Origin of the sequence: Plantibacter sp. PA-3-X8 (assembly GCF_003856975.1) — a bacterium.
Taxonomy (GTDB): domain Bacteria; phylum Actinomycetota; class Actinomycetes; order Actinomycetales; family Microbacteriaceae; genus Plantibacter; species Plantibacter auratus.
Genome location: NZ_CP033107.1, coordinates 310,196 through 336,772 on the forward strand (window position 1 = coordinate 310,196; position 26,577 = coordinate 336,772).

The window sequence follows — 26,577 nt, forward strand, 5'->3', positions numbered from 1 at the left end:
GATCAGGCGCGGAGGGTCTGGCTCGGGCCCTCGCCGAAGCGGTTCCGGTAGGCGGAGGCGAAGCGGCCGAGGTGGACGAACCCCCACCGCTTCGCGACCTCGCCGACCGTGGTCTCCTGCGGCGAGCTGTCGGCGAGCTCGCGCCGGGTGCGGTCGAGGCGGATGTCGCGCAGGTAAGCGGTGGGCGACATGCCGAGCTCGCGACGGCAGTGGAGCTGCAGCGTTCTCGTGTGCAGCCCGGCCGCCTTCGCCGCGTCGGCGGGCGTGATGGGCTCCGCCGCGTGGTGGTGCAGGTATTCGACCGCGAGGCGGGTGCGCGCCATCGAGGGCTCGCGGAGCGGCTCCGGCAGGTCGACCACCGCCCACGGTGCGAGCTGCAGCAGCGCGAGGGCGAGCGGTCGCTGGGCGTTCATGCGGAGCAGCGGAGGGGCCATCTCGTCGGTGAGCACCGGGGTGGAGGCGTTCAGCGCCACGCGCCAGCGCTCGATCGCCTCGGGTGTCGGCGTCGCCTCGAGGTCGAAGGACACCGCTTGACTCGGGCCGGCGTGGATCTCGGTCGCGATGTCCTCGAGGTACGGTGCGGAGAACAGCACGGAGTTCTGCCGATGCGGGGTGAGGTGCACCGTGTACGGCCGGTGGAACGGGAGGACGAACGGGTGTCGCGGGATCTCCATCCGTTGGCCGTCGCGACGCACGATCCAGCCGCCGCCGGTCGTGACCCACGAGACCACATAGTCGGTGAGGCCCGGGGTCTCGCCGGTGACGTGCCCGGTCATCGTCGCGGTGCGGAGCGAGACGCGGTCGTCGCCGATCGACACCCACTGGAACGAGAACGGCTCGGAACCGCGGGTGACGGTGAAGCGGCTGCCGTCGTAGGCGCGCTCGTAGTTCTGCCGGGCGACCGCCGGGTCGTCGCCGCTGACCGTGACCTTGCGGATCGGAACCGTCGACACCGAGCTACTCGTGCTGCCGAGCAGCGGGCCGGTGTCGGAGTCACTCTCCGGATCTGATTCGGATGCGAGGAAGGAGTGTTGCATGGTCGTCCTTGTGCGAGTGGGGGTCTCTTCGTCGCGGGACGGGCCCCATGGCCCCGTCGGTTTCCCGCGTCATTGGAGAGACGGACCGAGAGGAGGGAATCTCACGGTTCACTCAGCAGTTCGTCAGACAACGCCGTACCGGATGCCTCGCCGCACGCGTTTGGGTGAAAACTCAGTAGTCGGGACCTCCTGGTGAGGAGATGAATCCGTCCCCGTCGCCCCGTCCCTGAGCCTGTCGGCGGGCAGCCGAAAGCGCCCGTTCCGTCGTCCTGAAGCTCTCCAGACGACGCAACGGACGCTCTCGGTGATGTCGCAGTGCCGCCTACGCTGCGTCCAGATACCCGTTCGGGTTGAGGACGAACTTCTGCGCAGCCCCCGCATCGAACTCGGCGTACCCGCGCGGGGCGTCCTCGAGGGTGATCGCGGTGGCGTTGACGTTCTTCGCGATGTGGACCTTGTCGTGCAGGATCGCCATCATCAGGCCGTGGTTGTACTTCATGACCGGGCACTGACCGGTGGTGAACGACAGCGACTTCGCCCAACCGGTGCCGAGACTCAGCGACAGCGCGCCCTTCTTCGCGGCCTCGTCGATGCCGCCCGGGTCACCCGTCACATAGAGCCCGGGGATGCCGAGCGCTCCGCCGGCCGCGGTGATGTCCATGAGCGAGTTGAGTACGGTCGCCGGGGCTTCGTGACCCGCGTCGCCGCCGTGACCACGAGCCTCGAACCCGACGGCGTCGACCGCGCAGTCGACCTCCGGGACACCGAGGATCTGTTCGATCTGCTCCGCCGGCTCGCCCTTGGTGAGGTCGACCGTCTCGCAGCCGAAGCTCCGCGCCTGCGCCAACCGGTCGGCGTTCATGTCGCCGACGATGACCGCAGCGGCGCCGAGGAGCATGGCCCCGGTCGCTGCGGCAAGTCCGACCGGTCCCGCACCTGCCACGTAGACGGTCGAGCCGACGCCGACACCCGCCGTCACCGCACCGTGGAAGCCGGTCGGGAAGATGTCGGAGAGCATCGTGAGGTCCATGATCTTCTCGAGCGCCTGGTCGCGGTCCGGGAACTTCAGGAGGTTCCAGTCCGCGTAGGGCACGAGCACGTACTCGGCCTGGCCGCCGACCCAGCCACCCATGTCGACGTAGCCGTAGGCACTGCCCGGGCGGTCGGGGTTCACGTTGAGGCAGATGCCGGTCTTGCGCTCCTTGCAGTTGCGACAGCGACCGCAGGCGATGTTGAAGGGCACCGAGACGATGTCGCCGACCTTGATGAACTCGACATCCGGTCCGACCTCGACGACTTCACCGGTGATCTCGTGTCCGAGGACGAGGTTCGGCGGTGCCGTGGTGCGGCCGCGGACCATGTGCTGGTCGGAGCCGCAAATGTTGGTCGCGACGGTCTTCAGGATGGCGCCGTGGGGGACTTTCCGGCCGACGTTGGCCGGGTTCACCCCCGGTCCGTCCTTGAGTTCGAAGGTGGGGTAGTCGATGTCGATGACCTCGACGACACCCGCTGCTTTGTAGGCGACAGCTCTGTTACCTGACACGTGATCCTCCTTGATCGCGGGCGCCCGTTGTGGGGCACCCTGTGTCTGCTCGACCCTATCCCGCCCCTGTCGCGAGCGGCAGTCCCCCGGTCCCGCAGAACACCTCCGTCGGTCCCTGAGCGCACCTCCATCGGCTCCTGAGCGCACCTCCGCCGGTCCCTGAGAACACCTCCGCCGGTCCCTGAGAACACCTCCGCCGGTCCCTGAGCTTGTCGAAGGGCACCCCTGTGGAGAGCGCCCTCGGTCGTCCGCCACCTTGTCTAGGCTGCCCGGAGGCCGTTGTCCGAAGCTGCGGTCTCACATGTACAGACGGAGGCTCAAAACGTACACTTGCGACATGTCCCGGATCAACGTCACCGAAGCTCGAGCGAAGTTCTCCGAGCTCATCGCGCGATCCCACACCGAAGCCGTCTTCGTGGAGCGTCGCGGGCGCGCAGAGGCCGTCATCATCAGTCCCGAACGGTACGACCGGATGATGGAAGCGCTCGAAGACGCCGAGGACGCCCGTGCCTTCGACGCGGCGATGGCCGAGGAGGGCGACAGCATCCCGTGGGCACAGGCGAAGGCCGACCTCGGCTGGGAATGAGTCGATACGACATCGAGCTGCGGCCGGCCGCGATCAAGGCGCTCCGCAGGATCGACCATCAGGACCAGCGACGCATCCGGGCCGCGATCGCTCTGCTCGGGGAGAACCCACGCCCGCCGAGCGCCACGGCGTTGCAGGGGCGCCCCGGCTTCCGAGTCAGGGTGGGCAGGTATCGGATCGTGTACACGATCGATGACGGTGTGCTCCTCGTGGTCGTCATCACGCTCGGCCATCGGAGCGACGTCTACCGGGGCTGACGTCCGGCGACCTCGTGTCGGCGCCCACCTCTACGCTGGTGAAGCAGACCCCGAGGAGAGCACCCAGCATGAAGAAGACTCCCTTGGCGTTGCTCGGCGCGCTCCTTGCAGCCATCGTGGTGCTCGTCGCAACGCAGGTCGACGGCGGTATCGTGTTCGGCGAGCCAGGATCATCGACGCCGACATCCGTCGTGCCGACGCCCGCGGCGGTCAGCCCGAGCGCGCGGGCATCGCTCGAGGCCGCCGGCTTCGCTGTCGTGGACGCGTCTGGGCAGTTGGTCGTCTCGGCCACCGCCGTCGAAGACGCGCTGGCCGACGTCGACACCGCCACCCGGGTCGCCACCGGCTACGACCGGGACCGGTTCGGTCAGCGCTGGGCCGACATCGACCGCAACGGCTGCGACACCCGCAATGACGTGCTCGCGCGCGACCTCGTCGACGTCACTTTCAAGCCGGGGACCCGCGACTGCGTCGTCCTCACCGGCGTTCTGCACGACCTCTACACGGGGTCGACGATCGACTTCCAGCGCGGTGAGCGGTCGAGTCAGCTTGTGCAGATCGATCACGTCGTGCCGCTCGCGTGGGGTTGGCGTCACGGCGGGAACACGTGGACTGAGCAGCAGCGGGAGCAGTTCGCGAACGACCCGATCAACCTGCAGGCCGTCGACGGCGCGACGAACTCCTCGAAGTCGGACTCCGGCCCCGGCGATTGGATGCCGCCCTCGGCCGCCTCCCACTGCGAGTACGCGGCTCGGTTCGTGCTCGTGCTGATGGCGTACGACCTCACGGTCGACGACGCCGACCGCCAGGCGCTCACGGGCACGCTGGACAGCTGCCGGGCGTAGCGCCCTCGGCACCACAGCAGGACAAACGCCCGAGAACCGGAGGTTTCCCGCGATTCCATCCTGTTCTCGCGCCAATATCCTGCTGTCACGTGGCACGAAAAAAGCGGCCCACCGAAGTGGACCGCTTTCCGAAATGTGCGCCCGAAGGGATTCGAACCCCCAACCTTCTGATCCGTAGTCAGATGCTCTATCCGTTGAGCTACGGGCGCATTGCTTGCTGAGAGAAGAGAACTTCGGCTCGGCAGGCCGAAGTAGAGCCTACAACACGGAAGCCGAAGACGCGAATCGTGCTGCGAGGGGTACGGGGCCGGGGAGGGTCACGCCCTTCGACAAGCTCAGGGACCGGGGAAGGTGACGCCCTTCGACAAGCTCAGGGACCGGAGGAGGTGGCCCAGGGACCCGGATGGTCGCTCAGGGACCGGAGGGGTGGTTCAGGGGCGGGTGCGGCCCGCGGACCTGGGAGGGCTCCCCATCGACACGACGGGCGCCGACATGGAACAGTCGATGCGACCATCTGCCGAGAGGATGACGTGAGCACAGCAGCAGGACCGACGAACGACGGGTTCACCATGATCGGCCGCCATCCCGTCAGGGCGAACCTCGTCCTCATCCTCATCCTGTCGGGCATCCTCGCCACCGTCCTCGGCTGGATCACCGGAACCGTCATCGACGGCATCTTCGACATCGCACCCACGGCGCTCATCGTCATTCCGGCCTTCTTCCTCCTCACCGCAGGCATCTGCCTGTCCTACCTCCGGACCGCCTTCCGCCCGGTCGGTGTCGACACCGTCCGCGGCACAGCCCTCCTCGGCGGCCAGACGATCCCACTCCGCTCGATCGTGAGCGGCGAGCTCCTCACCCGCAATCCCGCCGCGACCACGCCGGCCCTCAGCCTGCGACTCACGACCGACACCGGCACACGTGCGCGCATCATCGTGAACGGCGGTTGGCTCCGGAGCCTCCCCACCTCCGACCTCGTGCCACTCGTCGCGCTCATCGCCGGCAGCGGCATCCCCGATGACACCGGTCAGGATCCGCTCGACGTCGGCCGGGAACGCATCTCGCGATCCCTCGCCGGGAAGGGCTCGGACGTCATGATCGGTCGACGCGGGTTCATCGGCGACTGCATCACCGTGGCGGAATCCACCGGCGACGTGAAGCTGCTCGAAGCGGTGATCCAGGCCGCGGGGCCGCTCGGCCGAAGCATCCGGGACGAGGCGATGCGGGCCACCCAGGGCGCGGCGGAGGAGGTCGTGCGCGCGCATCAGGACGTGGCTCCAGCGGCGCCCGAAGCCCCGAACCCTACTCCCCTCGTGCCGCCTGCGCCGCAGTACGGGTCGGTCGTCGCGGAGGAGGACGAGACGACGGCGGTCGACGACAACGACACGGACGACGACCGGTTCCGTCGACCGGACGACCCGGCCCGGCTGGCCGCGGAGCAGATCGTCGGCCGAGTGCACCTCGACAAGCTCGGTGACCGGAATGGGGCGCTTGGCAATCGGGATGCGGAGCTTGGCAATCGGGATGCGGAGCTCGGCAATCGGGATGCGGAGCTCGGCAATCGGGACGCGGAGCGCGGCGACCCGGACGACGGACGCGAGTTGCCGTCGTGGATTCCGCCACAGGACCAGGCTCGGGTGCGGTCCTGGCTCGCGGACGACGACGACGTCGTCCACCTGCAACCGATTCCGGAGACGGTCGGCGCGCACACCCTCCGGAAGGTCTGCGACCGGATCCTCATCGGGCTCGCCGGCATCGGCCTGCTCGCGATCTTCGGCGCGGCCATCGCGGAAGGGGTCATCGACCGCCTCCTGCCGTCCGACGCGAACGCGCTCGTCGCCGTCGCCGTGGTCGGCTCGGCACTGCTCGCGTTCGTCGCGTGGGTCGTCGGTGGCATCGCGCGGGCACGCGAGCTCCACATCGCCCAGCAGTTCTCCCTTGACTGGCTCGACCGACGCGGCCCGGAACAACGCCGCCGCGGACTTCCGCCGGTGCTCTTGCAGCACTTCCTCGGCCCGATCCCCGCGTCGCGCCTGTTCGCGGCCGGGGCGTACTTCGGCACCTGCATCGGCGGTGTCGGTGTCCTCGCGGGCGCCCTCCTGTCCGTCGACCCGGAGGAGCTCGGCGCGACCGGGCCGATCATGCTCGGCGTCAGCCTCGTCCTCACGGCCGTCGGGACGGTGCTGTTCATCGTGCGCTGGCGGCGGGTCAAGCGGCAGCGGGCGCTGGCGATCGAGCTCGGCGGCGAGCGCCTGGCGTACCTCGGGAACCTGTAGGCGAGCGGGCGGTCGGCGGACCCTTCGACAAGCTCAGGGACCGGACAAGGATCCACCGCTTTCGACAGACTCAGGCGCCGGACGAGATCCCGCAAACCTGGGTCGAAAACACCCCTTGCGCAACCGGTACTCAGTGTTACTATCTACCAGTACCTAGTATCACTCAGTAGTCGGCAAGGAGTGCCATGGCGAAGCAGATGACCGAGATGCTCAAGGGGACGCTCGAAGGCATCGTCCTGGCGCTGCTCGCCGGCTCCCCCGCCTACGGCTACGAGATCACCGCCCGCCTGCGCGACAAGGGCTTCACCGACATCGCCGAAGGCACCATCTACGCGATCCTCGTCCGGATCGAGCAGAAGGCGCTCGTCAGCATCGAGAAGCTCCCCTCCGAGAAGGGCCCACCCCGCAAGGTGTACGCCCTCAACCCCGACGGCGAGCGTTACCTCGCCGAGTTCTGGAACACCTGGAGCTTCCTGTCCGAGCGACTCGAACAGCTCCGAGACGAAAGGTCCTGACCATGTTCCTCAGCCGCATGATCGAGGAGAAACGGCACTACAAGCGGTTCCGCGCACGCACCCGGGCGCTCCCGCCCAACTACCGGACGACCGTCGAGGCACTCGAGCACTACGTGTACTACTTCGCCTCCGCGCGCAGCACGAACCTGCTCCCGCTCCTCGACAACCTCACCGAGCTCTTCGAAGAGGCCGCAGCCAACGACATGCCGATCCGCAGCATCGTCGGCGACGACCCGATCGAGTTCATCGAGGAACTCATCCGCAACTACGCACCGGGCGAGTGGATCCTCAAGGAACGCGCACGCCTCACGAGCGCGATCGACGCCGCTGCGCACGGCACCGGTCCCGGCAGCGACCCTCGCTGACCTCCCCGACGCCACCGCACTGACCACCCGCAGAGCCGGGCACACCGCACCACCCGCTGCAGATCGCACCACAGGTACCAGGTCGACGCCGCAACCATCGACCATCGACACCGCGCCTGGGTAGCGCTGTTCGTCGCGCCCATCCGCGACCGCTTCGGCAGCTCCTCCACCCGCACCTCGCGCCCCTCCGAGCGCGTCCATCAGCGACCCCGAAAGGCCGGACACCATGCCCACGACCACCGCACCACCCGCCACTGCGCCGACATCCGCGATCCACCTCCGCGGACTCACCAAGTCCTTCGGCACACTCGACGTCCTGCGCGGCGTCGACCTCGACGTCGAACGCGGCAGCATCTTCGCCCTGCTCGGCTCCAACGGCGCCGGCAAGACCACCGTCGTCAACATCCTCTCGACACTGCTCCGTGGAGACGGCGGCACCGCGCAGGTCGGCGGGTTCGACGTCGTCTCGCAAGCCGCCCGGGTGCGCGAGACGATCAGCTTGACCGGCCAGTTCGCCGCCGTCGACGACACCCTCTCCGGTCGCGAGAACCTCGTCCTCGTCGCCCGGCTCCGTCACCTCCCGCAACCGAAACGGATCGCCGACGAACTCCTCGCGCGGTTCTCCCTCACCGATGCCGGCACCAGACGAGCGGGCACCTACTCGGGCGGGATGCGGCGCCGCCTCGACATCGCCATGAGCCTCGTGGGTGACCCCTCGGTCGTCTTCCTCGACGAGCCCACCACGGGGCTCGACCCGGAAGCACGACTCGAGGTCTGGGAGGTCATCACGGAGCTGGCCGGACACGGCACCACCGTCCTCCTGACCACCCAGTACCTCGACGAGGCCGAGCACCTCGCCGACCGCATCGCCATCCTCCACGAGGGCCGCATCATCGCGAACGGGACCCTGTCTGAACTCAAGCGGCTCCTCCCGCCGGCCGCGGTCGAGTACGTCGAGAAGCAGCCCAGCCTCGAGGACGTGTTCCTCGCCATCATCGGCCATCGCGACGCCCGGAACGACATCTCCACGACGCACTCCGACACCGACAGGGAGCAATCATGACCACGTTCACAGCACCCACAGCCCGTCCCGCCGTCGCCCGACGACGCTCGCACCTCCTCAGCGACACGAGTGTCCTGACGGGTCGATCCATGCGGCACATCACGCGCAGTCTCGACACGATCATCACGGTCACGATCACCCCGATCGCCCTGATGCTCCTGTTCACCTACGTCTTCGGCGGAGCCCTGGCGACGGGCACCGACACCTACGTCACCTACCTGCTCCCGGGCATCCTGCTCATCACGATCGCCTCCGGCATCGCGTACACGGCGCTCCGCTTGTACACCGATCTGCAGAGCGGTGTCTTCCAGCGGTTCCACTCCATGCCGATCTCACGATCGGCGATCCTCTGGGCGCACGTGCTCACGTCGCTGGTCTCCAACGGCCTGTCGCTCGTCATCGTCGTGGCAGTCGCCCTGGTGATGGGGTTCCGATCCCCGGCCGGTCCGCTCGCCTGGCTCGGCGTCGTCGGGATCCTGGCCCTGTTCACCCTCGCGCTGACCTGGGTCGCCGTGATCGCCGGGCTCGCGGCGAAGAGTCCCGACGGTGCGGGTGCGTTCGCCTACCCGCTGATCTTCCTGCCCTTCATCAGCTCGGCGTTCGTCCCGACCGACACGATGCCGGGCCCGGTGCGCTGGTTCGCCGAGCACCAGCCCGTCACCTCGATCGTCGACACCATCCGACGACTGTTGGCAGCCGAGGCCGTCGGCGGCGAGATCTGGATCGCGCTCGCGTGGTGCGTCGGGCTGCTCGTGGTCGCGTACGGGTTCGCGACGCTCGTCTACCGGCGACGCCTGGCGTGACCGCGGCGGTGAGTCGGCGACCGCCTCAGCGGACTCGTCGAGCGACCGGCAGCGCTACTGCGCGACGACCTTGGCGAGCACCCAGTGCGCGCGGTCGAGGGAGTTCGCGGGTGCCGGCTGGTACTGGAAGGCCCGCGCGCCACGCTGGACGGAGACACCCTGCGCCGTCGCAGCGGCCTCCAATAGACCGGTGAAGCGCTGCCAGCCGTCGAGCCCCTGCGGGAACCCGAAGTTCTCCTCCAGCGAGGTGACCAGCACCTCAGCGCCGGAACCCGCGGGCCACACCTCGATCACCGCGTCCTCCTTCGAGATCTGGTTGAGGCCCCAGACGCCCGGACGCAGTGACTTCAACCGACTCTTCGGCAGGCCCTCGATGAGCGCGACCGCACCGGCGGTGTCGGTCCCGAGGATGACGGAGCGACCGAACTCCTGCAGGGTCGCGGGGATCCTGGCCTCCTTGCTCTCGCCGGCCTCACGCAGCTTCCGCCGACCGAGTCCCTTCAACACCCCCAGCCCGACGATGGCGAGCAGGACGAGAATGGCGATGATCGCGAGCACGTTGCTGTCCACAGGAGCCCCCCAAGGCTGTCGATTCCGGGCGGTTCGCCCAGGACGAGGATGCCGCAGACCCGACATCCCTTCAATGGGTACCGGTCCCCACCCCGTCAAGCCACGGTCAGGCCGGCGACGGGAGTCCAGCGTCAACGGCCGCCGACCCCCGCCTGTCCGTCGACGCCGAGACGGTCGACGCAGGAGCGGACCGTGCGACCTCCCGCCACATCGCAGCCGGCGTCACGCCCGGGATGCCCATGATGGAGGCGATACTCCGGAATCCGCTTCGCCGATACAGCGCCCGATTGCGCTCGTTCGACGACTCCAGGTACGCGGGGAGGCCGGCGGCGTCGATGGCGCGCAGGCGTGACTCGAGGAGCGCACCCCCGACACCGGCCCCGCGAGCGCCGTCGCCGACGCCGATCTGTGCGAGGTACCAGTGCGGTTCGGCCGGACGGTGCAGCGCGAGGGTCCGCTGCAGGCGCATGGCTCGCGGAAGTCCGCGCAGCCCCAGCGCACGGGCGAACCTCGGCAGCTGCCGCACCTGGTCGAGCACGGAGTGGCGGGCGTCCGGCGGCTCCCAGACGGCGACACCGAGGACGACGCCGTCGCTGTCCCGGCGAGCGAGGTCGACGCGGCCACTCGATGCCGCACCCGAGCACAGCATCGCCTCGAAGAGGAGGGCGAGCCGGCGCTCACGGTCAGAACCGGAGACGAGCGTCGAGGTGACCGTGTCCTGTCGGAAGGCGGTCGCGAGCACGGCCGCGGCCTCCTCGAGGTCGGCGGGCGAGGCGGGAGCGATGGTGAACACGCGTTTCCTTTCGGGCGGAGAGTGAGTGTGGGGCGACGACCTGCGCGGGTCAGTGCGCCTGGGAACCGAGCTCGATGACGAGGACACCGACCGCGATCAGGCCGATGCCGACGATCATCTTCGGCGTCAGCTTCTCCTTGAAGAGCACGCGCGCACCGATGGCCGTGAGGGCGACCCCGCAGGCGGCCCAGATCCCGTAGGCGATCCCGACGGGCATCCCGTTCGCGAGTGCGATGGTCAGCAGTCCGAAGGCGGTCACGTAGAACACGGCGACGGGAGCGATCCACCGCTTCTTCCGCAGGCCTTCCGACGCGCGCAGGGAGAGCGTCGCGGCGACCTCGGTGACGATGGCGCCGGCCAGGAGCAACCAGGTCATGCGCCGACCTCCTCGTTGGTCGCGGCGGGCGTCGGCGACTCCGGCGCGTGGCCCGTCTCCACGAGCACGACGCCGGCGATCACGATCGCGATGCCGAGCCCGATCGTGAAGGTGAACTGCTCGCCGAACACGAGCGACGCGAGCACCGCGGTGAGCGCGACGCCCGCAGCGGCCCAGATGCCGTAGACCACCCCGATCGGCACCCCCATGCGGAGCAGCAGGGACAGCGCGATGAACGCACCCGCGTACCCGACCACGGCGAGGATCGACCACCAGGGGTTCTCGATGGTGCCGCGGAGCGAGAGGGTCGCCGTGACCTCCAACAGGATGGCGGCGGAGAGGATCAGCCACTTCTTCATCGGGCTTCACCTCCAGCGAGGGCCAGGAGTCGCGAGACGAGGTCGGCGCGCTGGTCGCGGCCGACGTCGAGGATGCCGGTCGCCTCGGCGATCCAGAGGCCGTTCGCCGCCAACCAGACGAGCAGGAGGGAGGTCGAATCGGTGTCCTCGCCGAACCCGAACCAGGTCCGGAGGTACTCGAGCCAGGGAGCGGCGAGTTCGGGACGCCTGACCGCCTCGGCGAAGACGACGAACTCGCCCTGGCTCGCCCCACCCTCCCCTGCGAAGGCGACGAAGGCCCGCACCCGCTCCTCGAGCGTCGACGTCTCGAGCGGCGCCCCCAACTCCTCCACGAGTTCGCGCTGCCAGCGAGCGACCACGTGCTCGATCACCGCGATCATCATCGCGTCCCGTGAGGGGAAGTGGTAGCGCAGGCCGGCCTTCGTCAGACCGACCTCCTGCGCCACCGCCTCGTAGGTGATGTCGGCCTCTCCGGAGGCGTCGACGACGCGGACGGCCGCATCGAGGATCTCGTTCCGCGCACTGGGTCTCATGGAAGTTACTTTACCTTACGTAAGGTAAAGTAACTCTGGGAAGGTACCGTGAGGAACGGACGCCCAGCGGCCCATGTGACGCTCTGTTTCGGGCCCCTCGCGAGCACCCGAGCCCCCGAGTACCGTCGTGCTGGACGGCGCCGTGATCGCCGTCGGACCCAGCCTCGACGAGACGACCCGGTGGTATCCCTGTGAGCAAGCGCATCATCCTCAACGCGTTCGACATGAGCTGCGTGACCCATCAGGCGCCCGGCCTGTGGAAGCACCCCGACAACCAGGCGCACCGTTACAACGACATCGACTACTGGATCGACCTCGCCAGACTCCTCGAGCGGGGCACCTTCGACGCCCTGTTCATCGCGGACGTCGTCGGCATCTACGACGTCTACCGTCACTCCTCCGCACCCGCGCTCATCGACTCGGCGCAACTGCCCGTCGGCGACCCGATCATCCAGGTGTCGGCCATGGCGAAGGCGACCGAGCACCTCGGCTTCGGCGTCACCGTCGCGTCCACCTACGAGCTGCCCTACGCCCTCGCCCGCCGCTTCTCGACGCTCGACCACTTCACGAAGGGTCGGGTCGGCTGGAACGTCGTCACCTCCTACCTCGACTCCGCCGCCCGCAACCTCGGGCTCACCACCCAGATCAAGCACGACGACCGGTACGGCATCGGCGAGGAATTCCTCGACGTCACCTACAAACTGTGGGAGGGCTCCTGGGAGGACGACGCGGTCGTCATCGACCGGGAGAACGGCGTCTACACCGACCCCACGAAGGTGCACCCGATCAACCACCGGGGCGAGCACTTCCAGGTGCCCGGCATCCACCTCTCGGAACCGTCGCCGCAGCGCACCCCGGTCATCTTCCAGGCCGGCGCCTCGGCCCGCGGTCGCCAGTTCGCAGCCACCCACGGCGAGGCGGTGTTCATCAACGGGCTCGTCCCGGAGCTGACCCGCAAGACGACCGACGACATCCGCGAACGCGCCGAGGCCCTCGGACGCCCGCGCGACAGCGTGAAGATCCTCACCCTCGCCACGGCGATCGTCGCCGAGACCGACGAGGAGGCGCAGGCCAAGTACGAGGAGTACCAGCAGTACATCTCGCTCGACGGCGCCCTCACCCTCTACGGCGGCTGGTCCGGCCTCGACCTCTCCTCCTTCGACCCCGACAAGCCGCTCAAGTACGTCGACACCGACTCCGCCCGCTCGGCGCTCGCGATCTTCACGCTCGCCGACCCGGAGCGCGAGTGGACGCCGCGCGACATCGCCCACTACATCGGCATCGGCGGCATCGGGCCCGTGTTCGTCGGCAGCGCCGCGACGGTCGCCGACGAGATCGAGCGCTGGATCGACGTCGCCGGTACCGACGGCTTCAACCTCGCCTACGTCATCACGCCCGGCACCTTCGAGGCCGTCGTCGACCTGCTCGTGCCCGAGCTGCGTCGCCGTGGCCGAGTCTGGGACGAGTACCCGGAGGGGACCCTCCGCGGCCGCCTGAACGGCACCGGCTCCCCCGTCGTGCCCGAGTGGCACCCGGCCCACCGGTACCGCGGTGCGTACGTCGGGCAGCCGTCCGCCGCCGACGACACCGCGCCTTCCCTCTTCGACACCGACAACGCCGACGAGACCAACGCCTACGCCCCAGAAGGAGCCTCAGCATGAGCATCGACACGATCAGCACTTCGACAGGCTCAGTGACCGGGCAGCCGATCCCCGAAGGGCGTACGCACTGGTCCGGCACCGCCGACGACGCCGAGCTCGCGCACTGGGACGCCGTCGCCACCGAGGTCGCCACCAAGCTCGCGGTCGACGTCCTCGAACGCGACCGCGCGAACCTCGACCCCACCACCGAGCTCGACCTCCTCCGCGAATCGGGCCTCGTCAACCTGCTCGACCCCGCCGAGTTCGGCGGGGGTGGCGGACACTGGGAGAGCGCCTTCCGGGTCGTCCGCATCCTGTCGCGCGTCGACGCCTCCATCGGCCAGCTGCTCGCCTACCACTACATCAACGCCGGCAACATCGGCTTCACCGCCGACCCGGCCACGCAGGCCGAGTGGCACCGCAAAACCGTGGAGGGCCGGTGGATCTGGGGCGACTCCGTGAACCCGACGGACCCCGACCTCTCGCTCACCCAGGACGGCGACGCGTTCCGCCTCAACGGACTCAAGCGGTTCTCGACGGGCGCCTCGGCCGGCGACGTCATCCTCGTCAACGCGGTCGTCCGCGGTGGCGACCACGACGGCACGATCTTCCAGTTCGTCCTCGACCACGACCGCGCGGGCATCACCTACCTCGGCGACTGGGACGCGCTCGGCCAGCGGCTCTCCGCCTCGGGTTCCGTGCGGTTCGAGGACGTGCTCGTCGAGCAGGCGGACATCCTCGGCACCGTCGGCGACGAACCGTTCTCCTCCCTCGTGACGCCGGGCATCCAGCTCGCGTTCGGCAACCTCTACCTCGGCATCGCGGAGGGTGCGCTCGCGCAGGGCACGGAGCTCGTCCGGGCACGGAAGAACGCCTGGTTCCTCAGCCGCGCCGAGACCTACCGCGACGACCCGTTCGTGCAGCGCGTCGTCGGCGAGTTCGTGTCGTCGATCGCCGCCGTCGAGGCGCTCGCCGACCGCACGAACGCCCGCTTCGACCGCATCATCGAGCGGGGAGCGGACGTGACCGCGGAGGACCGCGGCGCCATCGCCATCGAGATCGCCAAGCTCAAGGTCGTCTCCACCGAGCTCGGCATCGAGGTCGCGAACCGCATCTTTGAGGTCACCGGCTCCAGCTCGGCGAAGGCCTCCGTGGGGCTCGACCTGTTCTGGCGGAACGTGCGCACGCACTCCCTCCACGACCCGGTCGACTACAAGAAGCTCGAAGTCGGCGCGAACCACCTGAACGGCGAGCTGCAGCCGATCTCGCTCTACACCTAGGCCTTCACGCCACTCCCCCCTTCGACAGGCTCAGGGACCGAACCCAGACTGCCCAACCCGGTCGCCGAGCACCTCCACCGGCCCCTGAGCACCTCCACCGGTCCCTGAGCACCTCCACCGGTCCCTGAGCCTGTCGAAGGGCCCACCGCCCGACCAGCCCACCGCCGCCTCCGGAACGGAACCAGATGACCTCCGCACCCACCACCACCGCCCGCCCGGTCGGCTTCGCGGCCACCCGGGAGCTGCTCCTGCCGCTGTTCGCCGAGATCCAGGCCGGCGCCGTGGAGCGCGAACTCGAGCACCGGCTCCCGCGGGAGGAGGTGCGGAAGCTCGCCGCCGCCGGCTTCGGCGCGCTCCGGGTCCCCGCCGAGTTCGGCGGTTCGGGACTCACCTTCCCGGAGTTCACCGAGCTCCTGATCGAGCTCGCGGCGGCGGACTCGAACCTCCCGCAGATCTTCCGTGGGCACATCGCCCTCGTCGAGGACCAGCTGGTCGCGGCCCCGAGCGACCGACGCACCGCCTGGCTCGAGCGGTTCGTCGCCGGTGAGATCGTCGGCAACGCCTGGAGCGAGGTCGGCTCCGGTGCACTCGGCGTCTCCGGAACGGTCGTCACCGAGCGCGACGGCCGCTACGTCGTGAACGGCCGCAAGTTCTACACGACGGGCAGCATCTACGCCGACTGGACGGACGCGACCGCGCGACTCGTCGTCGAGGGCCAGCCCGACACCGAGGTCACCGTGCTCGTCCGCACGAACCAGCTGGGCGTGACGATCGCCGACGACTGGGACGGCTTCGGGCAGCAGCTCACCGGCACGGGGACGATCGTCTTCGAGGACGCGGTCGTCGACGCCGACCAGCTGCACCCCTTCACCGATCGGTTCCGCTACCAGACCGCGCTCTACCAGCACGTGCTCATCGCCGTGCACGCGGGGATCGCGGCGGCGGTCGAGCGCGACGCCGGGGAGCAGATCCGCGCCCGTACCCGCGTCTACACGCATGGTCTCGCGCCACTCGTGAAGGACGACGGGCAGATCCAGGCGGTGGTCGGCGAGATCTCGTCGATCGCGTTCGTCGCGAAGCAGACCGTGCTCGGGGTCGCCGCTGCGATCGAGCGGGCATCGGAGACCGCCGCCGACCGCGATTCCGCGGACGACGTGCAGGCGAACATCGAGGCCGAGATCCGTTCCGCCCAGGCGCAGGTAGTGCTCTCAGAGCTCGTCCCACGGTCCGCGACGCTGCTGTTCAACACGCTCGGCGCCTCAGCCGTCAGCCGCACGAGCGCCCTCGACCGCCACTGGCGCAACGCCCGCACGGTCGCGTCGCACAACCCCGTGATCTACAAGACGCGCATCGTCGGCGACTGGTCCATCAACGGCACCCCGCCGCCCTTCGTCTGGGCCGTCGGTACGGCCAAGCCGGAGTAGCCCGCCGCGGCACGAGAACAGGACATCCGCCCGAGAGCAGGACGTTTCGACGGGAAATGTCCTGCTCTCGGGAGGATGTCCTGCTGCCGAGCGGGCGCGGGTCAGCGGTCGGCGAAGGCGCCGCGGTAGGCGCGCAGCGGGTGCGTCTCCGGGAGGGTGGACTCCGCACCGAAGAGCTTCTCGCGGAGCGTGCCCGGCGCGTACTCCCGCTGGGCGAGACCGCGCTCCTGCAGCACCGGCATGACCTCGTCGACGAAGACCTCGTAGGAGTGCGGGATCATCCAGTTGGCGACGTTGATCCCGTCGATCCCGGCCGCGCGCCACTCGGCCAGGTGGTCGGCGATCTGCTCCGGCGTGCCGACGACGCGACCCCGCAGCTTCGCGGTGAGCTTGGCGAGGTCGCGGACGGTCGGCTCGCGGTCCGGCGAGAGGGCCTGCAGCGCCTCGAGCATGCTGTGCCCGCCCTGGGTCTCGACGTCCTTGAGCGGGGTGTCCGGGTCGATCGGCTTGCCGGTCGCCTGGTCGGTGCCGAGGTTCGAGTGAGCGAGGAACGCGTCGGCCGACAGGAGGTCGTCGTACTCGGCCTCGATGCGCTTCGCCTCCTCCTCGGTGCTGCCGACGATGAACGACATCGCCTGCCAGAACTTGACGTCGCGCGGGTCGCGGCCGGTCTCGGCGACGAGCGCGCGCGTCGACTCCGCGGACGCCCGAGCGGCCTCGATGCTCGGCGCCATCATGAACTGCACCTCGGCGTAGTTCGCGGCGAACGCCTTCCCCGCACCGGACGAGCCGGCCTGGAACAGGAGCGGCGAGCGCTGCGGCGACGGCGACGACAGGTGCGGGCCTTCCACGCGGTACCGTTCGCCGACGTGGTCGATCCGGTGCACCTTGGTGGGGTCGGCGAAGACGCCGCTGGCCTTGTCGGCGAGGAGCGCGCCGTCGTCCCACGACCCCTCCCAGAGCTTGCCGACGACCGCCACGTACTCCTCGGCCCACGCATACCGCTCGTCGTGCTCGACGAGGCGGTCGAGCCCGTAGTTGCGCGCCGCGTTCTCGAGGAAGCTCGTGACGATGTTCCAGCCGACCCGCCCACCGGACGCGTGGTCGATCGTCGAGATCTTCCGGGCGAAGGTGAACGGGTGCTCCTGCAGGATCGACGAGGTGAACGCGAGGCCGAGGTGCTCGGTGCTGATCGCGAGCGCCGACAGCAGCATCGACGGGTCGTTGCTCGGCAGCTGCATGCCCTCGCGGGCGTTCACGTCGCAGGACGCCCCGGCACCGCCGTATACCCCGACGACGTCGGCGAAGAAGATCGTGTCGAACCGACCCCGCTCGAGCGTCTTCGCGAGGTCGACCCACAGGTTCACGTCGTCGAAGGTGTGCTGCTTCGCCTCCGGGTGGCGCCAGAGGCCGTGCTGCATGTGGGAGCCGGTGTTCATCACGAAGGCACCGAACTGGAGGCGGGAGGGCTGAGCGGCGGTCATCCCCTCACGCTACCGGCAGGGGCTCAACCGAAGGTGCCCTCCAGGTAGACGTCCCCCTCGGGGCCGGAGGTGTGGATCTGGTAGTCGGCGGGGTACCCCGATGGACTCGTTCCGGCGAGCGCCGGGTCCTGCAGGATGGCGACGATCGCTGCGGCCTCCTCCGGGGTCACGTCGTTCACGTAGAGCTTCGGTTGGGCGTTGACCTCGATCTCGACATCGGGGTAGGCCTCGACGACGGCGAGGATGGCGTCGACCATCGGCACGCTCAGCCCGGCCGGGTCGTCCGCCATGGAGAAGCGTTCCGGCACACGGTAGTGCGCGCCGTCCGGGTAGATCCCGCGGAGTTCCCGGACCGCCGCGGGAAGGGCATCCATGGAGAAGACGGTGATGAGCGGTGCCCCCTCCGTGACGGCGATCGACACCTGCAGCCGCTCCGTCAGCATCAGCCGCTGCAGTTCGTCGGCGATCTCGTCCATGCTCTGATCGCTCGGCACGAGCTGCACCCGCCACGGTCCCCGTGGTGGATCCTGTTGCTGGGCGGCCGACGTCGGGTCCGGCTCGCGCTGGATGACGACGATCGCGATGCCCTCGAGGTCCTCCCCGGCACGCTTCGCCGCGTCGGCCGCGCCGAGCACCTGCCCGACGCCGGCATCGAGCGACATCGTCACCGTCGCGCCGTGACCGACGACCTCGATGTCGGCGATCCCGTCGATGTCCGCGAGCGCCCGAGTGAATCCGTCCTCGGCTTCGGACCGTTGCGCCGCGGCGACCTCACGCGCGGGTGGCGGGCGGAACGCACCGGTCGACGCCACGATGACGGCGACGACGATGAGACCGGCGAGCACCGCAGTGACGACCCGTACCCGTCGCCGACCGATGGCGAAGGAGAGGAGCATGATGAGCGCGGCGACGATCAGCACGGGGGCTCCGTAGACGACGAGTCCGAAGACGAGTATCGCGAGTGCTGATCCGAGATTGCTCACCAGCCCACCAGCGGCTCCGCTGGCGATCAACCCCACGGGCGGTATCCCGAAGACCACCAGGACACCGAAGCCGATCCCGGCGACCGTGACCGCCGTCAGGCCGCTCACGTAGGCGAGCCCACGCGAGGGGGTCCTCCGACGGACGACCTCCATCACCGGTTGGACGATCACGAGCATGACGCCGACGGCGAGGAGGATCCACCCGCCGAGCGAGCCGAGCATCTGGTACCAGAGCTCCGCCCCCGACGGCCCGCCGAGCACGAGCGGCGCGTCGGGGCCGTACGACCCGGTCGACTGATCGACGCGCATGGCGGTGCCGACGATGTTGAAAAGCGTCATGACGACGCCCCCGATGGCGATGATGAGGACGGCCGAGACGACGAGGTCGACGGAGCGGATGAGATACGCGATCAGGAACGCGACTCGGGGCGACCGGCGGACAGGATCCTGGGGATCCGCGGATGCGTCGTCGGGGTCGGGCGAGGTCGCCACGGTCGAGGTCGCGTGGACGGATCCGGCGGCGCTGGCCTCGGCGTCATCGCGCTCAGGCGATGTCCCGGCTGCGCCCCCGTCGCTCATGGCTCCCCACTTCCGATGCGTCTCGATGACGCTCCCCCGGTCGTCAGTCTGGCACGACCCTTTCGAGATGCTGCCGCGACCGGGCCCGTCCCGGGTCAGCGCGCGTCGAGCGCCCGGAGCTGCCGCTGGAGGGCGACCTGCCGGTACGAGGTGTCGATCAACTCAGCGATGAGTGCCCAGTCGACGTCGTCGAGCGTGCGGCTGTCGTCGCCGTCGAGACCGGCGTCGAACGCGAGCTTGCCCGACGGGCCGTCGTACTTCGGCGACCAGAACCGGTCGTCCTCGAGCCAGGCGCCGCGCTCCTCCTCGGCCGGCGTGAACGTGATGCTGTGCGGGATGCGCATCTCCGACCCGACGGTCACGAACACGCGCTTGCCCGCCTTGAACCGCGGGCGTCCGTGGCCGAACGTCTCGACGGCCTCCGGATAGGCGAGGCACAACCGCCTGACGCGTTCGACGAACGGATCGTCGGGATCATGCACGATCGGATGCTCCATGCGCCGACGCTACTCCGCGCGGGCGTCACGCGACAGTGCTCACCGGATGGTATGCCCCGGGTGGGCGGCGTCGTACGCCGAACGCGACGCCGCGATCACCGGCCGCTGCTCGAGCGACCAGTCGGCGAGCATCTTGATCAGGTGGGAGAGCCCAGCACCGGACGAGGTGAGCGCGTAGGACACCTGCGCGGGAACCGTCGGGTACACGGTCCGGTCGACGAGGCCGTCGCGTTCGAGGCGGCGGAGGGTCAGCGTCAGCATGCGTTGGGAGATCCCGTCGATCGCCCGCTGGAGCTCGCGGAACCGGCGGTCGCCCGACGCGAGCTCGACGACGACGAGGACCGACCAGGTGTCGCCGATGCGGTCGAGGACATCCCGGATGCCGCAGTCCGGGTGGTCCTCCTTGCCGCAGGGTTCGAGGTCGGCGGTTACCGCGGTGTGCGTGAGTGACATGGAAGTGCCTTCTTGTGGGGCCGGAACAGGGGACGCAGACTCGTCCGAGTCATCAGTCCGAACACCGAAAGGCCCTGAAATGATCCTCGTCACCGGAACCACCGGCCAACTCGGCAGCGCGATCCTCAATGCGCTCACCGTCCGTGGGCCCGCACCGCTCGCGAGCAACCGCAGCGGACAGGACGGCGCGCGACGGATGGACTTCGACGACCCCGACACCGTCTCCTTCGTCGGCGTCGACACGCTCGTCCTCGTGTCGGCGGGTGAAGCCGAGGACGACGTCGTGATCGCCCGACACGAGACGGCGATCTCCGCGGCTGAGCGGGACGGGGTACAGCACGTCGTGTACACGAGCCTCACCTCGGCCGGAGACCACCTCGCGTTCGCGCTCGCGCACCGGTGGACCGAGCGTCGGCTGCAGCACAGCAGCCTGTCCTGGACGATCCTGCGGAACGGCCTCTACGCCGAGCTGTTCGGGTCGCTCCTGGCGTGGTCGGGCGACTCGCTCGGTTCGGCGTTCGGCGACGGGGCGCTCGCCGCCGTCGCACGAGCCGACCTCGCCGAGGCCGCCGCCGTCGTCGCAGAGTCACCGTCGGACCACGTCGGTCGCAGTTACGACCTCGTGGGCGAACCGATCACGGCCGCGCAGGTGGCCGATCGCTTGGCCGTCCCGCTTCGCAGCGTCTCCCTCGCCGAGCAGCGGTCGACGCTGGCCGAGGCCGCGCTCAAGCCGTTCCAGCCCGCCATGCTCATGTCGATCTTCACCGGCGTCCGGCACGGATTCCTCGACGGCACGGGTGACGACCTCCGAACCCTGCTCGGACGCGAACCAGCGGACACGGTCGCGGTCGCGGTCGCCGCCGCCTCGCTCCCGCCCCGCTGAGTCGCCCGGATCTGCACGAATCCGAGCCGAAATCGTGCGGATCGGGGCGACTCAGCGCTCAGGCGGCTGGCAGCGCAGCACCCCGCAGCGGGACGGCGCGACGCCAAGTGGCCATCCGCCAGACCCACTCGACCGGCCCGTAGCGGAAGTGTCGCAGCCAGAGGCGGCTGAGCACCGACTGCACCGCGATGAGCGCGAGCGCCCCGACGCTCACCGCGGCCAAGTCGTCGATCTCCCGGAAGGGGACGACCAGCCCGACGACCGCGAACACGGCGCTCGCGGCGAGGTAGTTGGTGAGGGCCATGCGACCGAGAGGTTCAAAGACGGCCGCGAGCACCCGACGCATCGGCGTCTGCCAGAGCAGCGCGAATCCGGTGACGTACACGACGGCGAGGATCCCGCCCGCGATCCCACCGGCGGTCGTGAACCGCGGATCGCCGGGCTCAGTGGTCTGCCAGACGATGGCCGGGACGGCGAGTGTCGCCGCCACGAGGAAGGTGATCCACACGGGCCGCCGCCCGGCGTCGAGCACCTTCGGCAAGCCGTACGCCGCCGCCCCCGCACCGGCGAGGAACAGTCCGGGCAGGGTCGCGAGCCCACCGCCCGTGAGCGCGTAGGCGGCGATCGTGAGCACGACACCGGACCCGAGCAGCGCCCAGCGCGGCAACCACAGCATGAGGGGGAGCATGAGGATCCCGCAGATCGCGTACTCGCGGAGGATCTCGCCCGGGTAGAGGAACCCGTGCGCGATGCCGATCACCGCCAGCGCACTGAACCGCAGCAGCATCGGGACGAGCGCACCGGTGCCGCGACGGCGGGCGCCCTGGATCACGAGCATCGCGCTCAGCCCGAAGAGGAAGGCGAAGATGGGGACGAACCGCGTCTGCACCGCGAACTCGAGCACGGTGTCCATGAGCGTGGACTGTCGCTGGTCGAACGGGATGTCGCTACCGAGCCGGGTGATGTCGGGGACGTTGACGAAGAGGATGCCGACGAGCGCGAACCCGCGGAGGGCGTCGATGAGGTGCCAGCGACGCGAGGTGGCGCCGCCGGTGGACGAGACCGGCGGCGTGGAAGAAATGCTGACCTGAGGCATATCACCAGTTCAGCAGGCGTGGCGGAAGCCCGCATGCACCTGGAGGATGACGTCCTGCCACCCGGGATGGAGATCGCCCTCAGGCGGCCGGCGCCTTCGGGCAGTGCAGCTGCGTGCGCGGGCCGGTCGTGCGGTCGACGATGTGCTCCGACATGGCGTGGCCGCAGATCGGGCACCCCGATTGCGCGGCCGGAGGCAACGGCTCCTCGTTGTAGGGACCGAGGGGCGGCGGACCGAGCACCTTCCACATGCGGCCGTTCACCCAGCCGTACAGACCACCGGCCTCGCGCACGGACTCCCGGAAGGATCGTTTCTCGCTCATATTGATGAGTGTACTAATCATTTGGGTACGATGGGACCGTGACCGCCAACGAATCCACCACCGTCGCCACGACCGACGACCTGCTCCAGCTCGAGAACCAGGTCTGCTTCGCGCTCGCCGTCGCGTCGCGCAGCGTCATCTCGCTCTACAGGCCGATCCTCGAACCGCTCGGTCTCACCCATCCGCAGTACCTCGTGATGCTCGCCCTCTGGCAGCACAGCCCGCGCTCGGTCAAGGACCTCGGCGGAGCGCTGCAGCTCGAGCCGGCGACGTTGTCCCCGCTCCTCAAGCGCCTCGAGACCGCCGGGCTCGTCCGACGCGACCGCAGCCGACTCGACGAACGCGTGCTCGACGTCTCACTCACCACCGCCGGCCGTGAGCTGCGCACTCAGGCGGAGGCCATCCCGCACCGGGTCATGAACGAGCTCCGGATGGACGCCGAGCATCTCACCCAGCTCCGCGAGATGCTCCACGCGGTGATCGGGGCGGCCACCACCGCGCCCGCCGTCACGGGTGTCGATCCGCTCTGACCGAGGGCTCGCCGCCAGGCGACAGCGTCAGGCCGGCGACGAGGTCGTCGTCTCCGGCGCGGTCGCGGTCCGCGGGTTCCGGATACCGACGAACGACACCACGCCGCCGACGAACATGAACACGGCGGTCGCCAGGACCACCCGCGGGAACCCGTCGACGCCGAGCGCGCCACCGGCGATGATGCCGACCAGGGCGATCGAAACCAGGCCGGCCACGCGCGACACCGCGTTGTTGACCGCCGATCCGATGCCGGCATGGGCCGGGTCGATCGATCCGAGGATGCCCGCGGTGAGCGGCGCGACCGTGATCGCGAGGCCGAGACCGACGAGCAGGATGCCCGGGAACAGCTGCACCCAGTAGTTCAGGTCCTGCTGCGCACCCATCATCAGCAGGAAGCCGACGCCGGCGATGATCGGCCCGACCGTCATGAACAGCCGCGGTCCGTGCTTGCCGGCCAGCTTGCCGAACCACGACGACAACGCGAGCATGACGAGCGTCGGCGGCAGCGTCGCGATGCCGGCCAGCGTGGCGCTGAAGCCCGCCGTCTGCTGGATGAAGACGGCGATGGCGAAGAAGCCGAGCGAGAGGGCGCCGTAGATGAAGACGGTCGCGATGTTGCCGTAGCCGAAGTTCCGCACGCGGAAGAGCGACAGCGGCAGCATCGGGTCGGGGTGGCGGCGCTCCCACCAGAGGAACGCGACGAAGGACACGACCCCGCCGATGAGCGGCACGAGCAGCATCGGGCTCGACCAGCTGTAGCGCTCCTGCTCGATGAGCGCGAAGACGGGACCACCCAGCCCGACGGCGCCGAGCACCGCACCGACGACGTCGATCCGCGGGCGGTGTTCGGGCTCGGGTACGCGGTCAGTACGCATCATGAGCCACAGGGTGACGAGGATCGGGATGATGTTGATGGCGAAGATGAGGCGCCAGGACAGCGTGTCGACGAGCACCCCGCCGAGCAGCGGGCCGGTGATGCCCGCGGCCCCCGTCCATGCCGTCCAGGTGCCGATCGCCTTGCCCTGCGCGACGCCGCTGAACGTCGAGATGATGATGGCGAGCGAACTCGGCACGAGCAGCGCGGCCGCGCCACCCTGGAGCAGCCGGGCGATGATGAGCACCTCGGCGGTCGGTGCGACCGCGCACAGGATCGAGGTGACGCCGAAGCCGATGAGCCCGATGCGGAGGATGCGGATGCGCCCGAACGCGTCGGAGAGCGAGCCCGCGAGCAGGATGAGCGAACCGAGGGTGATCAGGTAGGCGTCGACCACCCACTGCTGCACGATGAGGCCGCCGCCGAGTTCCTTCGTCATCGCGGGGAGCGCGACGTTCACGACCGAGCCGTCGAGGAACGCCACGAACGAGGAGAGGATCGCGATCGTGAGCACGAGGCGCTGCTGGCGGGTCATGGGTTCAGGGTAGCCCCGCGGACCGACGTGCCAAGCGTGATCCCGAGGAAGCTCGACAGGCGTCGAAACGCCGTCGACGATCGACACCCGGCGCCACGTCCTTCCCAGCCGACGCCCGTTCCGCGTTCGTAGACTGGAGCCCATGGACGACCTGTGGTGGCTCCCCTCGCTGATCGTGTTCGGGGGCGTCGGCATCATCGTCTGGTTGCTCGTCACCCTGCTGCGTCGGCGCAACCCGAAGACCCCCGTCGCCTCGATCGACGACCTCCACCGTCGCGCGGGCATCGCCCTCGTCCGTACCGACGACGCGGTCCGCGAGGCCGAGGACGAGGTCGGATTCGCCGAAGCGGAGTTCGGGCGCGAAGCCGCCCGAGGGTATGCGGCCGACGTCGCCTCGGCACGCTCGGCGCTCGGGGAGGCGTTCCGGCTCCGTCAGTCGCTCGAGGACGAGATCGCCGACACGGAGGCGCAGCGCCGCGCCTGGAACGAGCGGATCATCAGCGTCTGCGAGGACGTCGAGCGCACGCTGAGCGCCCGGCTGCGCGGCTTCGACGAACGCCGTGGCGCGGAGCGATCGGCGCCCGAGCTCCTCGACCAGCTCGAGCGACGCATCGACCGCGCGCGCGAACGACTCACCACCACCGGCCTCGCGATCGCCTCGGCCGCCGATCGCTATGCGGCGAACGCCGTCGAGGACGCCCGGGTGCTCCGCCGGACCGCGCAGGACGCAGTCGACCAGGCGACGGCCGATGCGGCGAAGACGAAGGATCGGATCGACACCGCCCAGCCGGCCGCCGCGTCACTGCACGCCCTGGGGCGCGAGCTGCAGCAGGCGGAGGACCGGCTGGACGCCGTCGAGCGTTCGCTCGCGGGCATCGCTGCAGCGGAGACCGAACTCGCCGCAGCGGGGCGGGAGCTCCGCACGGTGATCGCCGAAGCGGAGGCATTGGGCGCGACGGTGGAACGCGCGGAGACGGCCGCCGTCATCGCGGCTGCCGTCGAGCGGGCGAACCGCGCGCTCCTGGAGGCGGAGTCGACCACGTCCACGGACGGCGACCGCGTCCTGCCCGATCCGATGCGACATCTGGAGGCGGTTCGCGCCGCCGACATCGATCTCGACGCGGCCCTCGCGACCGCCCGGAGCGCACAGCAGCGCCTCGACAACGCACGCGAGGCGATGCGCGGGGCACTGTTCACCGCGGACAGCAACATCCGCGTCGCCGTCGACGTCATCTCCGCGCACCGAGGGAGGGTGGGTGCCGACGCGAGGACGCGCCTCGCCGAGGCACAGCGGCAGCTCGCGCTCGCGGAGGCGGCAGCGGTCGACGATCCGGTCGAGGCGCTCGACGCCGCCCGCCGGGCATCGCGGATCGCCCAGGACGCCGATGCATTGGCGCGATACGACGTCGGGTGACGGTGGCCACCTGACAGGTGGCGGCCGACACTCAGCATTCATGTTCTAGAATACGAGCACTGCTGTCGCGACGTACTCACCGTGATCGCGAAGCCCTCGCCGCCGACTCCCGAGAGGACCCCGTGCCCAGCTCGTCCGCGCGCCCGCCGCGCTCCGCGTCCCCGATCTTCACGACGCTCACCCACGGGTTCGACGCGCGGGCGGCGTCCTCTCCTCCGGAACAGGCCCCTCTGGCCGGAGCACCGACCCACCACGGGTCGCCGATCCCCTCACCCGACTGCCCGATCTTCGATCAGCTCGCGGGCCGACGCCTCGCCCGCCGGAGCAACGTCGTCCACCCCGCCTGACCCCGCCCGTCGACAGGCTCAAGGACCGGTAGAGGTGCGCGGGGCACCCGGTCACTGAACGCCGGATTCGGCCACTGAGCCCCAGCCCCGATCATCGAGCCCCAGCCCCGGTCACTGAGCCCCAGCCCCGGCCACTGAGCCTGTCGAAGTGCCGCGGGAGGTGCGGAGCGCCGGTCGACGTGCCGCAGTGTAGGGACGATCGCCCGCCCGTGCAGCGCGTTTACGTTTCATCTCGAACGGTGACGGTCCGCGGTAACGCAACGGGCGTCCCTCCGCACGCCTGTGGAAACTGGCTCCGTGCACGCACCAGTGCA

The 26,577-nt window shown here is 69.5% G+C and carries 29 protein-coding genes and 1 tRNA gene; 15 read left to right on the plus strand and 15 right to left on the minus strand.

Going from position 1 to position 26,577, the window contains the following annotated elements:
• Positions 1-2: 2 nt before the first annotated feature.
• Both EAO79_RS01515 and fdhA read right to left on the minus strand, forming a co-directional pair.
• Complete coding sequence (locus EAO79_RS01515) at positions 3-1,037, minus strand: helix-turn-helix transcriptional regulator (protein WP_124767526.1); 1,035 nt, start codon at positions 1,035-1,037, stop codon at positions 3-5.
• Between the two features lie 322 nt (positions 1,038-1,359).
• Positions 1,360-2,580 carry a formaldehyde dehydrogenase, glutathione-independent gene (fdhA, locus tag EAO79_RS01520; RefSeq protein ID WP_079706515.1) on the minus strand — a complete coding sequence of 407 codons (1,221 nt, stop codon included), beginning with the start codon at positions 2,578-2,580 and terminating at the stop codon, positions 1,360-1,362.
• Between the two features lie 337 nt (positions 2,581-2,917).
• On the opposite strand from fdhA, the gene EAO79_RS01525 reads away from it, so the two are divergent.
• The 3 genes from EAO79_RS01525 (at position 2,918) to EAO79_RS01535 (ending at position 4,268) form a co-directional block, all read left to right on the plus strand.
• On the plus strand, positions 2,918-3,166 hold the full coding sequence (locus EAO79_RS01525) for a type II toxin-antitoxin system Phd/YefM family antitoxin (RefSeq protein ID WP_124767527.1): 249 nt from the start codon (positions 2,918-2,920) through the stop codon (positions 3,164-3,166).
• The gene (locus EAO79_RS01530) at positions 3,163-3,423 is read left to right on the plus strand and encodes a type II toxin-antitoxin system RelE/ParE family toxin (RefSeq protein ID WP_085513761.1); all 261 of its coding nucleotides are present in this window, start codon (positions 3,163-3,165) and stop codon (positions 3,421-3,423) included. The genes EAO79_RS01525 and EAO79_RS01530 overlap by 4 nt, the downstream gene beginning before the upstream one ends.
• Before the next feature lie 68 nt (positions 3,424-3,491).
• Positions 3,492-4,268 (plus strand): HNH endonuclease family protein, encoded by a 777-nt coding sequence (locus EAO79_RS01535; protein ID WP_124767528.1) that lies wholly within the window; start codon positions 3,492-3,494, stop codon positions 4,266-4,268.
• 136 nt (positions 4,269-4,404) lie between these two features.
• Here EAO79_RS01535 and EAO79_RS01540 read toward each other — a convergent pair.
• A tRNA-Arg gene (locus EAO79_RS01540) sits at positions 4,405-4,477 on the minus strand.
• Positions 4,478-4,798: 321 nt separating this feature from the next.
• Here EAO79_RS01540 and EAO79_RS18990 point away from each other — a divergent pair.
• The 5 genes from EAO79_RS18990 (at position 4,799) to EAO79_RS01565 (ending at position 9,290) form a co-directional block, all read left to right on the plus strand.
• On the plus strand, positions 4,799-6,544 hold the full coding sequence (locus tag EAO79_RS18990) for a hypothetical protein (RefSeq protein WP_164486871.1): 1,746 nt from the start codon (positions 4,799-4,801) through the stop codon (positions 6,542-6,544).
• Positions 6,545-6,729: 185 nt separating this feature from the next.
• Entirely contained in the window at positions 6,730-7,059 is a 330-nt protein-coding gene (locus EAO79_RS01550; protein ID WP_124767529.1) for a PadR family transcriptional regulator, read from the plus strand.
• 2 nt (positions 7,060-7,061) lie between these two features.
• A complete protein-coding gene (locus tag EAO79_RS01555; protein WP_124767530.1) occupies positions 7,062-7,424 on the plus strand; it encodes a DUF1048 domain-containing protein in 363 nt (120 codons plus the stop codon).
• Between the two features lie 226 nt (positions 7,425-7,650).
• The gene (locus EAO79_RS01560; protein WP_124767531.1) at positions 7,651-8,487 is read left to right on the plus strand and encodes an ABC transporter ATP-binding protein; all 837 of its coding nucleotides are present in this window, start codon (positions 7,651-7,653) and stop codon (positions 8,485-8,487) included.
• The gene (locus EAO79_RS01565) at positions 8,484-9,290 is read left to right on the plus strand and encodes an ABC transporter permease (protein WP_124767532.1); all 807 of its coding nucleotides are present in this window, start codon (positions 8,484-8,486) and stop codon (positions 9,288-9,290) included. The genes EAO79_RS01560 and EAO79_RS01565 overlap by 4 nt, the downstream gene beginning before the upstream one ends.
• 54 nt (positions 9,291-9,344) lie before the next feature.
• On the opposite strand, the gene EAO79_RS01570 is transcribed toward EAO79_RS01565, so the two are convergent.
• The 5 genes from EAO79_RS01570 to EAO79_RS01590 form a co-directional block, all read right to left on the minus strand.
• Complete coding sequence (locus tag EAO79_RS01570) at positions 9,345-9,860, minus strand: hypothetical protein (RefSeq protein ID WP_124767533.1); 516 nt, start codon at positions 9,858-9,860, stop codon at positions 9,345-9,347.
• A 106-nt stretch (positions 9,861-9,966) separates the two neighbouring features.
• A complete protein-coding gene (locus EAO79_RS01575) occupies positions 9,967-10,653 on the minus strand; it encodes a GNAT family N-acetyltransferase (RefSeq protein ID WP_124767534.1) in 687 nt (228 codons plus the stop codon).
• Between the two features lie 49 nt (positions 10,654-10,702).
• Positions 10,703-11,029, minus strand: coding sequence for a multidrug efflux SMR transporter (locus EAO79_RS01580; RefSeq protein ID WP_071260538.1), 327 nt, complete (start codon positions 11,027-11,029; stop codon positions 10,703-10,705).
• The gene (locus tag EAO79_RS01585) at positions 11,026-11,388 is read right to left on the minus strand and encodes a multidrug efflux SMR transporter (protein WP_124767535.1); all 363 of its coding nucleotides are present in this window, start codon (positions 11,386-11,388) and stop codon (positions 11,026-11,028) included. The genes EAO79_RS01580 and EAO79_RS01585 overlap by 4 nt, the downstream gene beginning before the upstream one ends.
• Positions 11,385-11,921, minus strand: a complete 537-nt coding sequence (locus tag EAO79_RS01590) for a TetR/AcrR family transcriptional regulator (RefSeq protein ID WP_086475328.1) — start codon at positions 11,919-11,921, stop codon at positions 11,385-11,387. The genes EAO79_RS01585 and EAO79_RS01590 overlap by 4 nt, the downstream gene beginning before the upstream one ends.
• 191 nt (positions 11,922-12,112) lie before the next feature.
• Here EAO79_RS01590 and EAO79_RS01595 point away from each other — a divergent pair, with 191 nt between their 5' ends.
• The 3 genes from EAO79_RS01595 to EAO79_RS01605 all read left to right on the plus strand — a co-directional run bounded on the left by EAO79_RS01595 (position 12,113) and on the right by EAO79_RS01605 (position 16,265).
• Positions 12,113-13,582 (plus strand): LLM class flavin-dependent oxidoreductase, encoded by a 1,470-nt coding sequence (locus EAO79_RS01595; protein WP_124767536.1) that lies wholly within the window; start codon positions 12,113-12,115, stop codon positions 13,580-13,582.
• Positions 13,579-14,841 (plus strand): acyl-CoA dehydrogenase family protein, encoded by a 1,263-nt coding sequence (locus EAO79_RS01600; protein ID WP_124767537.1) that lies wholly within the window; start codon positions 13,579-13,581, stop codon positions 14,839-14,841. The genes EAO79_RS01595 and EAO79_RS01600 overlap by 4 nt, the downstream gene beginning before the upstream one ends.
• Before the next feature lie 185 nt (positions 14,842-15,026).
• Complete coding sequence (locus EAO79_RS01605) at positions 15,027-16,265, plus strand: acyl-CoA dehydrogenase family protein (RefSeq protein ID WP_124767538.1); 1,239 nt, start codon at positions 15,027-15,029, stop codon at positions 16,263-16,265.
• Between the two features lie 101 nt (positions 16,266-16,366).
• Here the strand turns inward: EAO79_RS01605 and EAO79_RS01610 are convergent, their stop codons facing one another.
• The 4 genes from EAO79_RS01610 to EAO79_RS01625 form a co-directional block, all read right to left on the minus strand.
• Positions 16,367-17,749, minus strand: a complete 1,383-nt coding sequence (locus tag EAO79_RS01610; RefSeq protein ID WP_124767539.1) for an LLM class flavin-dependent oxidoreductase — start codon at positions 17,747-17,749, stop codon at positions 16,367-16,369.
• 23 nt (positions 17,750-17,772) lie between these two features.
• The gene (locus EAO79_RS01615) at positions 17,773-19,311 is read right to left on the minus strand and encodes a TMEM198/TM7SF3 family protein (protein WP_124767540.1); all 1,539 of its coding nucleotides are present in this window, start codon (positions 19,309-19,311) and stop codon (positions 17,773-17,775) included.
• A gap of 95 nt (positions 19,312-19,406) precedes the next feature.
• On the minus strand, positions 19,407-19,808 hold the full coding sequence (locus EAO79_RS01620; RefSeq protein WP_124767541.1) for an MmcQ/YjbR family DNA-binding protein: 402 nt from the start codon (positions 19,806-19,808) through the stop codon (positions 19,407-19,409).
• Positions 19,809-19,847: 39 nt separating this feature from the next.
• On the minus strand, positions 19,848-20,261 hold the full coding sequence (locus tag EAO79_RS01625) for a helix-turn-helix domain-containing protein (protein ID WP_124767542.1): 414 nt from the start codon (positions 20,259-20,261) through the stop codon (positions 19,848-19,850).
• 79 nt (positions 20,262-20,340) lie between these two features.
• Here EAO79_RS01625 and EAO79_RS01630 point away from each other — a divergent pair, with 79 nt between their 5' ends.
• Positions 20,341-21,144 (plus strand): NAD(P)H-binding protein, encoded by an 804-nt coding sequence (locus tag EAO79_RS01630; protein WP_124767543.1) that lies wholly within the window; start codon positions 20,341-20,343, stop codon positions 21,142-21,144.
• Between the two features lie 58 nt (positions 21,145-21,202).
• Here EAO79_RS01630 and EAO79_RS01635 read toward each other — a convergent pair whose 3' ends face one another.
• Together EAO79_RS01635 and EAO79_RS01640 are read right to left on the minus strand one after the other, a co-directional pair.
• Entirely contained in the window at positions 21,203-22,240 is a 1,038-nt protein-coding gene (locus tag EAO79_RS01635; RefSeq protein WP_124767544.1) for a DUF418 domain-containing protein, read from the minus strand.
• A gap of 79 nt (positions 22,241-22,319) precedes the next feature.
• Positions 22,320-22,562: a hypothetical protein gene (locus EAO79_RS01640; RefSeq protein ID WP_064296841.1), complete on the minus strand. Its 243-nt coding sequence runs from the start codon at positions 22,560-22,562 to the stop codon at positions 22,320-22,322.
• Positions 22,563-22,600: 38 nt separating this feature from the next.
• Between EAO79_RS01640 and EAO79_RS01645 the strand changes: the two genes are divergently transcribed.
• Complete coding sequence (locus tag EAO79_RS01645; protein ID WP_124767545.1) at positions 22,601-23,092, plus strand: MarR family winged helix-turn-helix transcriptional regulator; 492 nt, start codon at positions 22,601-22,603, stop codon at positions 23,090-23,092.
• Between the two features lie 27 nt (positions 23,093-23,119).
• Here the strand turns inward: EAO79_RS01645 and EAO79_RS01650 are convergent, their stop codons facing one another.
• Entirely contained in the window at positions 23,120-24,502 is a 1,383-nt protein-coding gene (locus EAO79_RS01650) for an MFS transporter (protein ID WP_124767546.1), read from the minus strand.
• 142 nt (positions 24,503-24,644) lie between these two features.
• On the opposite strand from EAO79_RS01650, the gene EAO79_RS01655 reads away from it, so the two are divergent.
• Positions 24,645-25,916: a hypothetical protein gene (locus EAO79_RS01655; RefSeq protein WP_124767547.1), complete on the plus strand. Its 1,272-nt coding sequence runs from the start codon at positions 24,645-24,647 to the stop codon at positions 25,914-25,916.
• Positions 25,917-26,038: 122 nt separating this feature from the next.
• On the plus strand, positions 26,039-26,263 hold the full coding sequence (locus tag EAO79_RS01660) for a hypothetical protein (protein ID WP_124767548.1): 225 nt from the start codon (positions 26,039-26,041) through the stop codon (positions 26,261-26,263).
• The last annotated feature ends 314 nt before the right edge of the window (positions 26,264-26,577 follow it).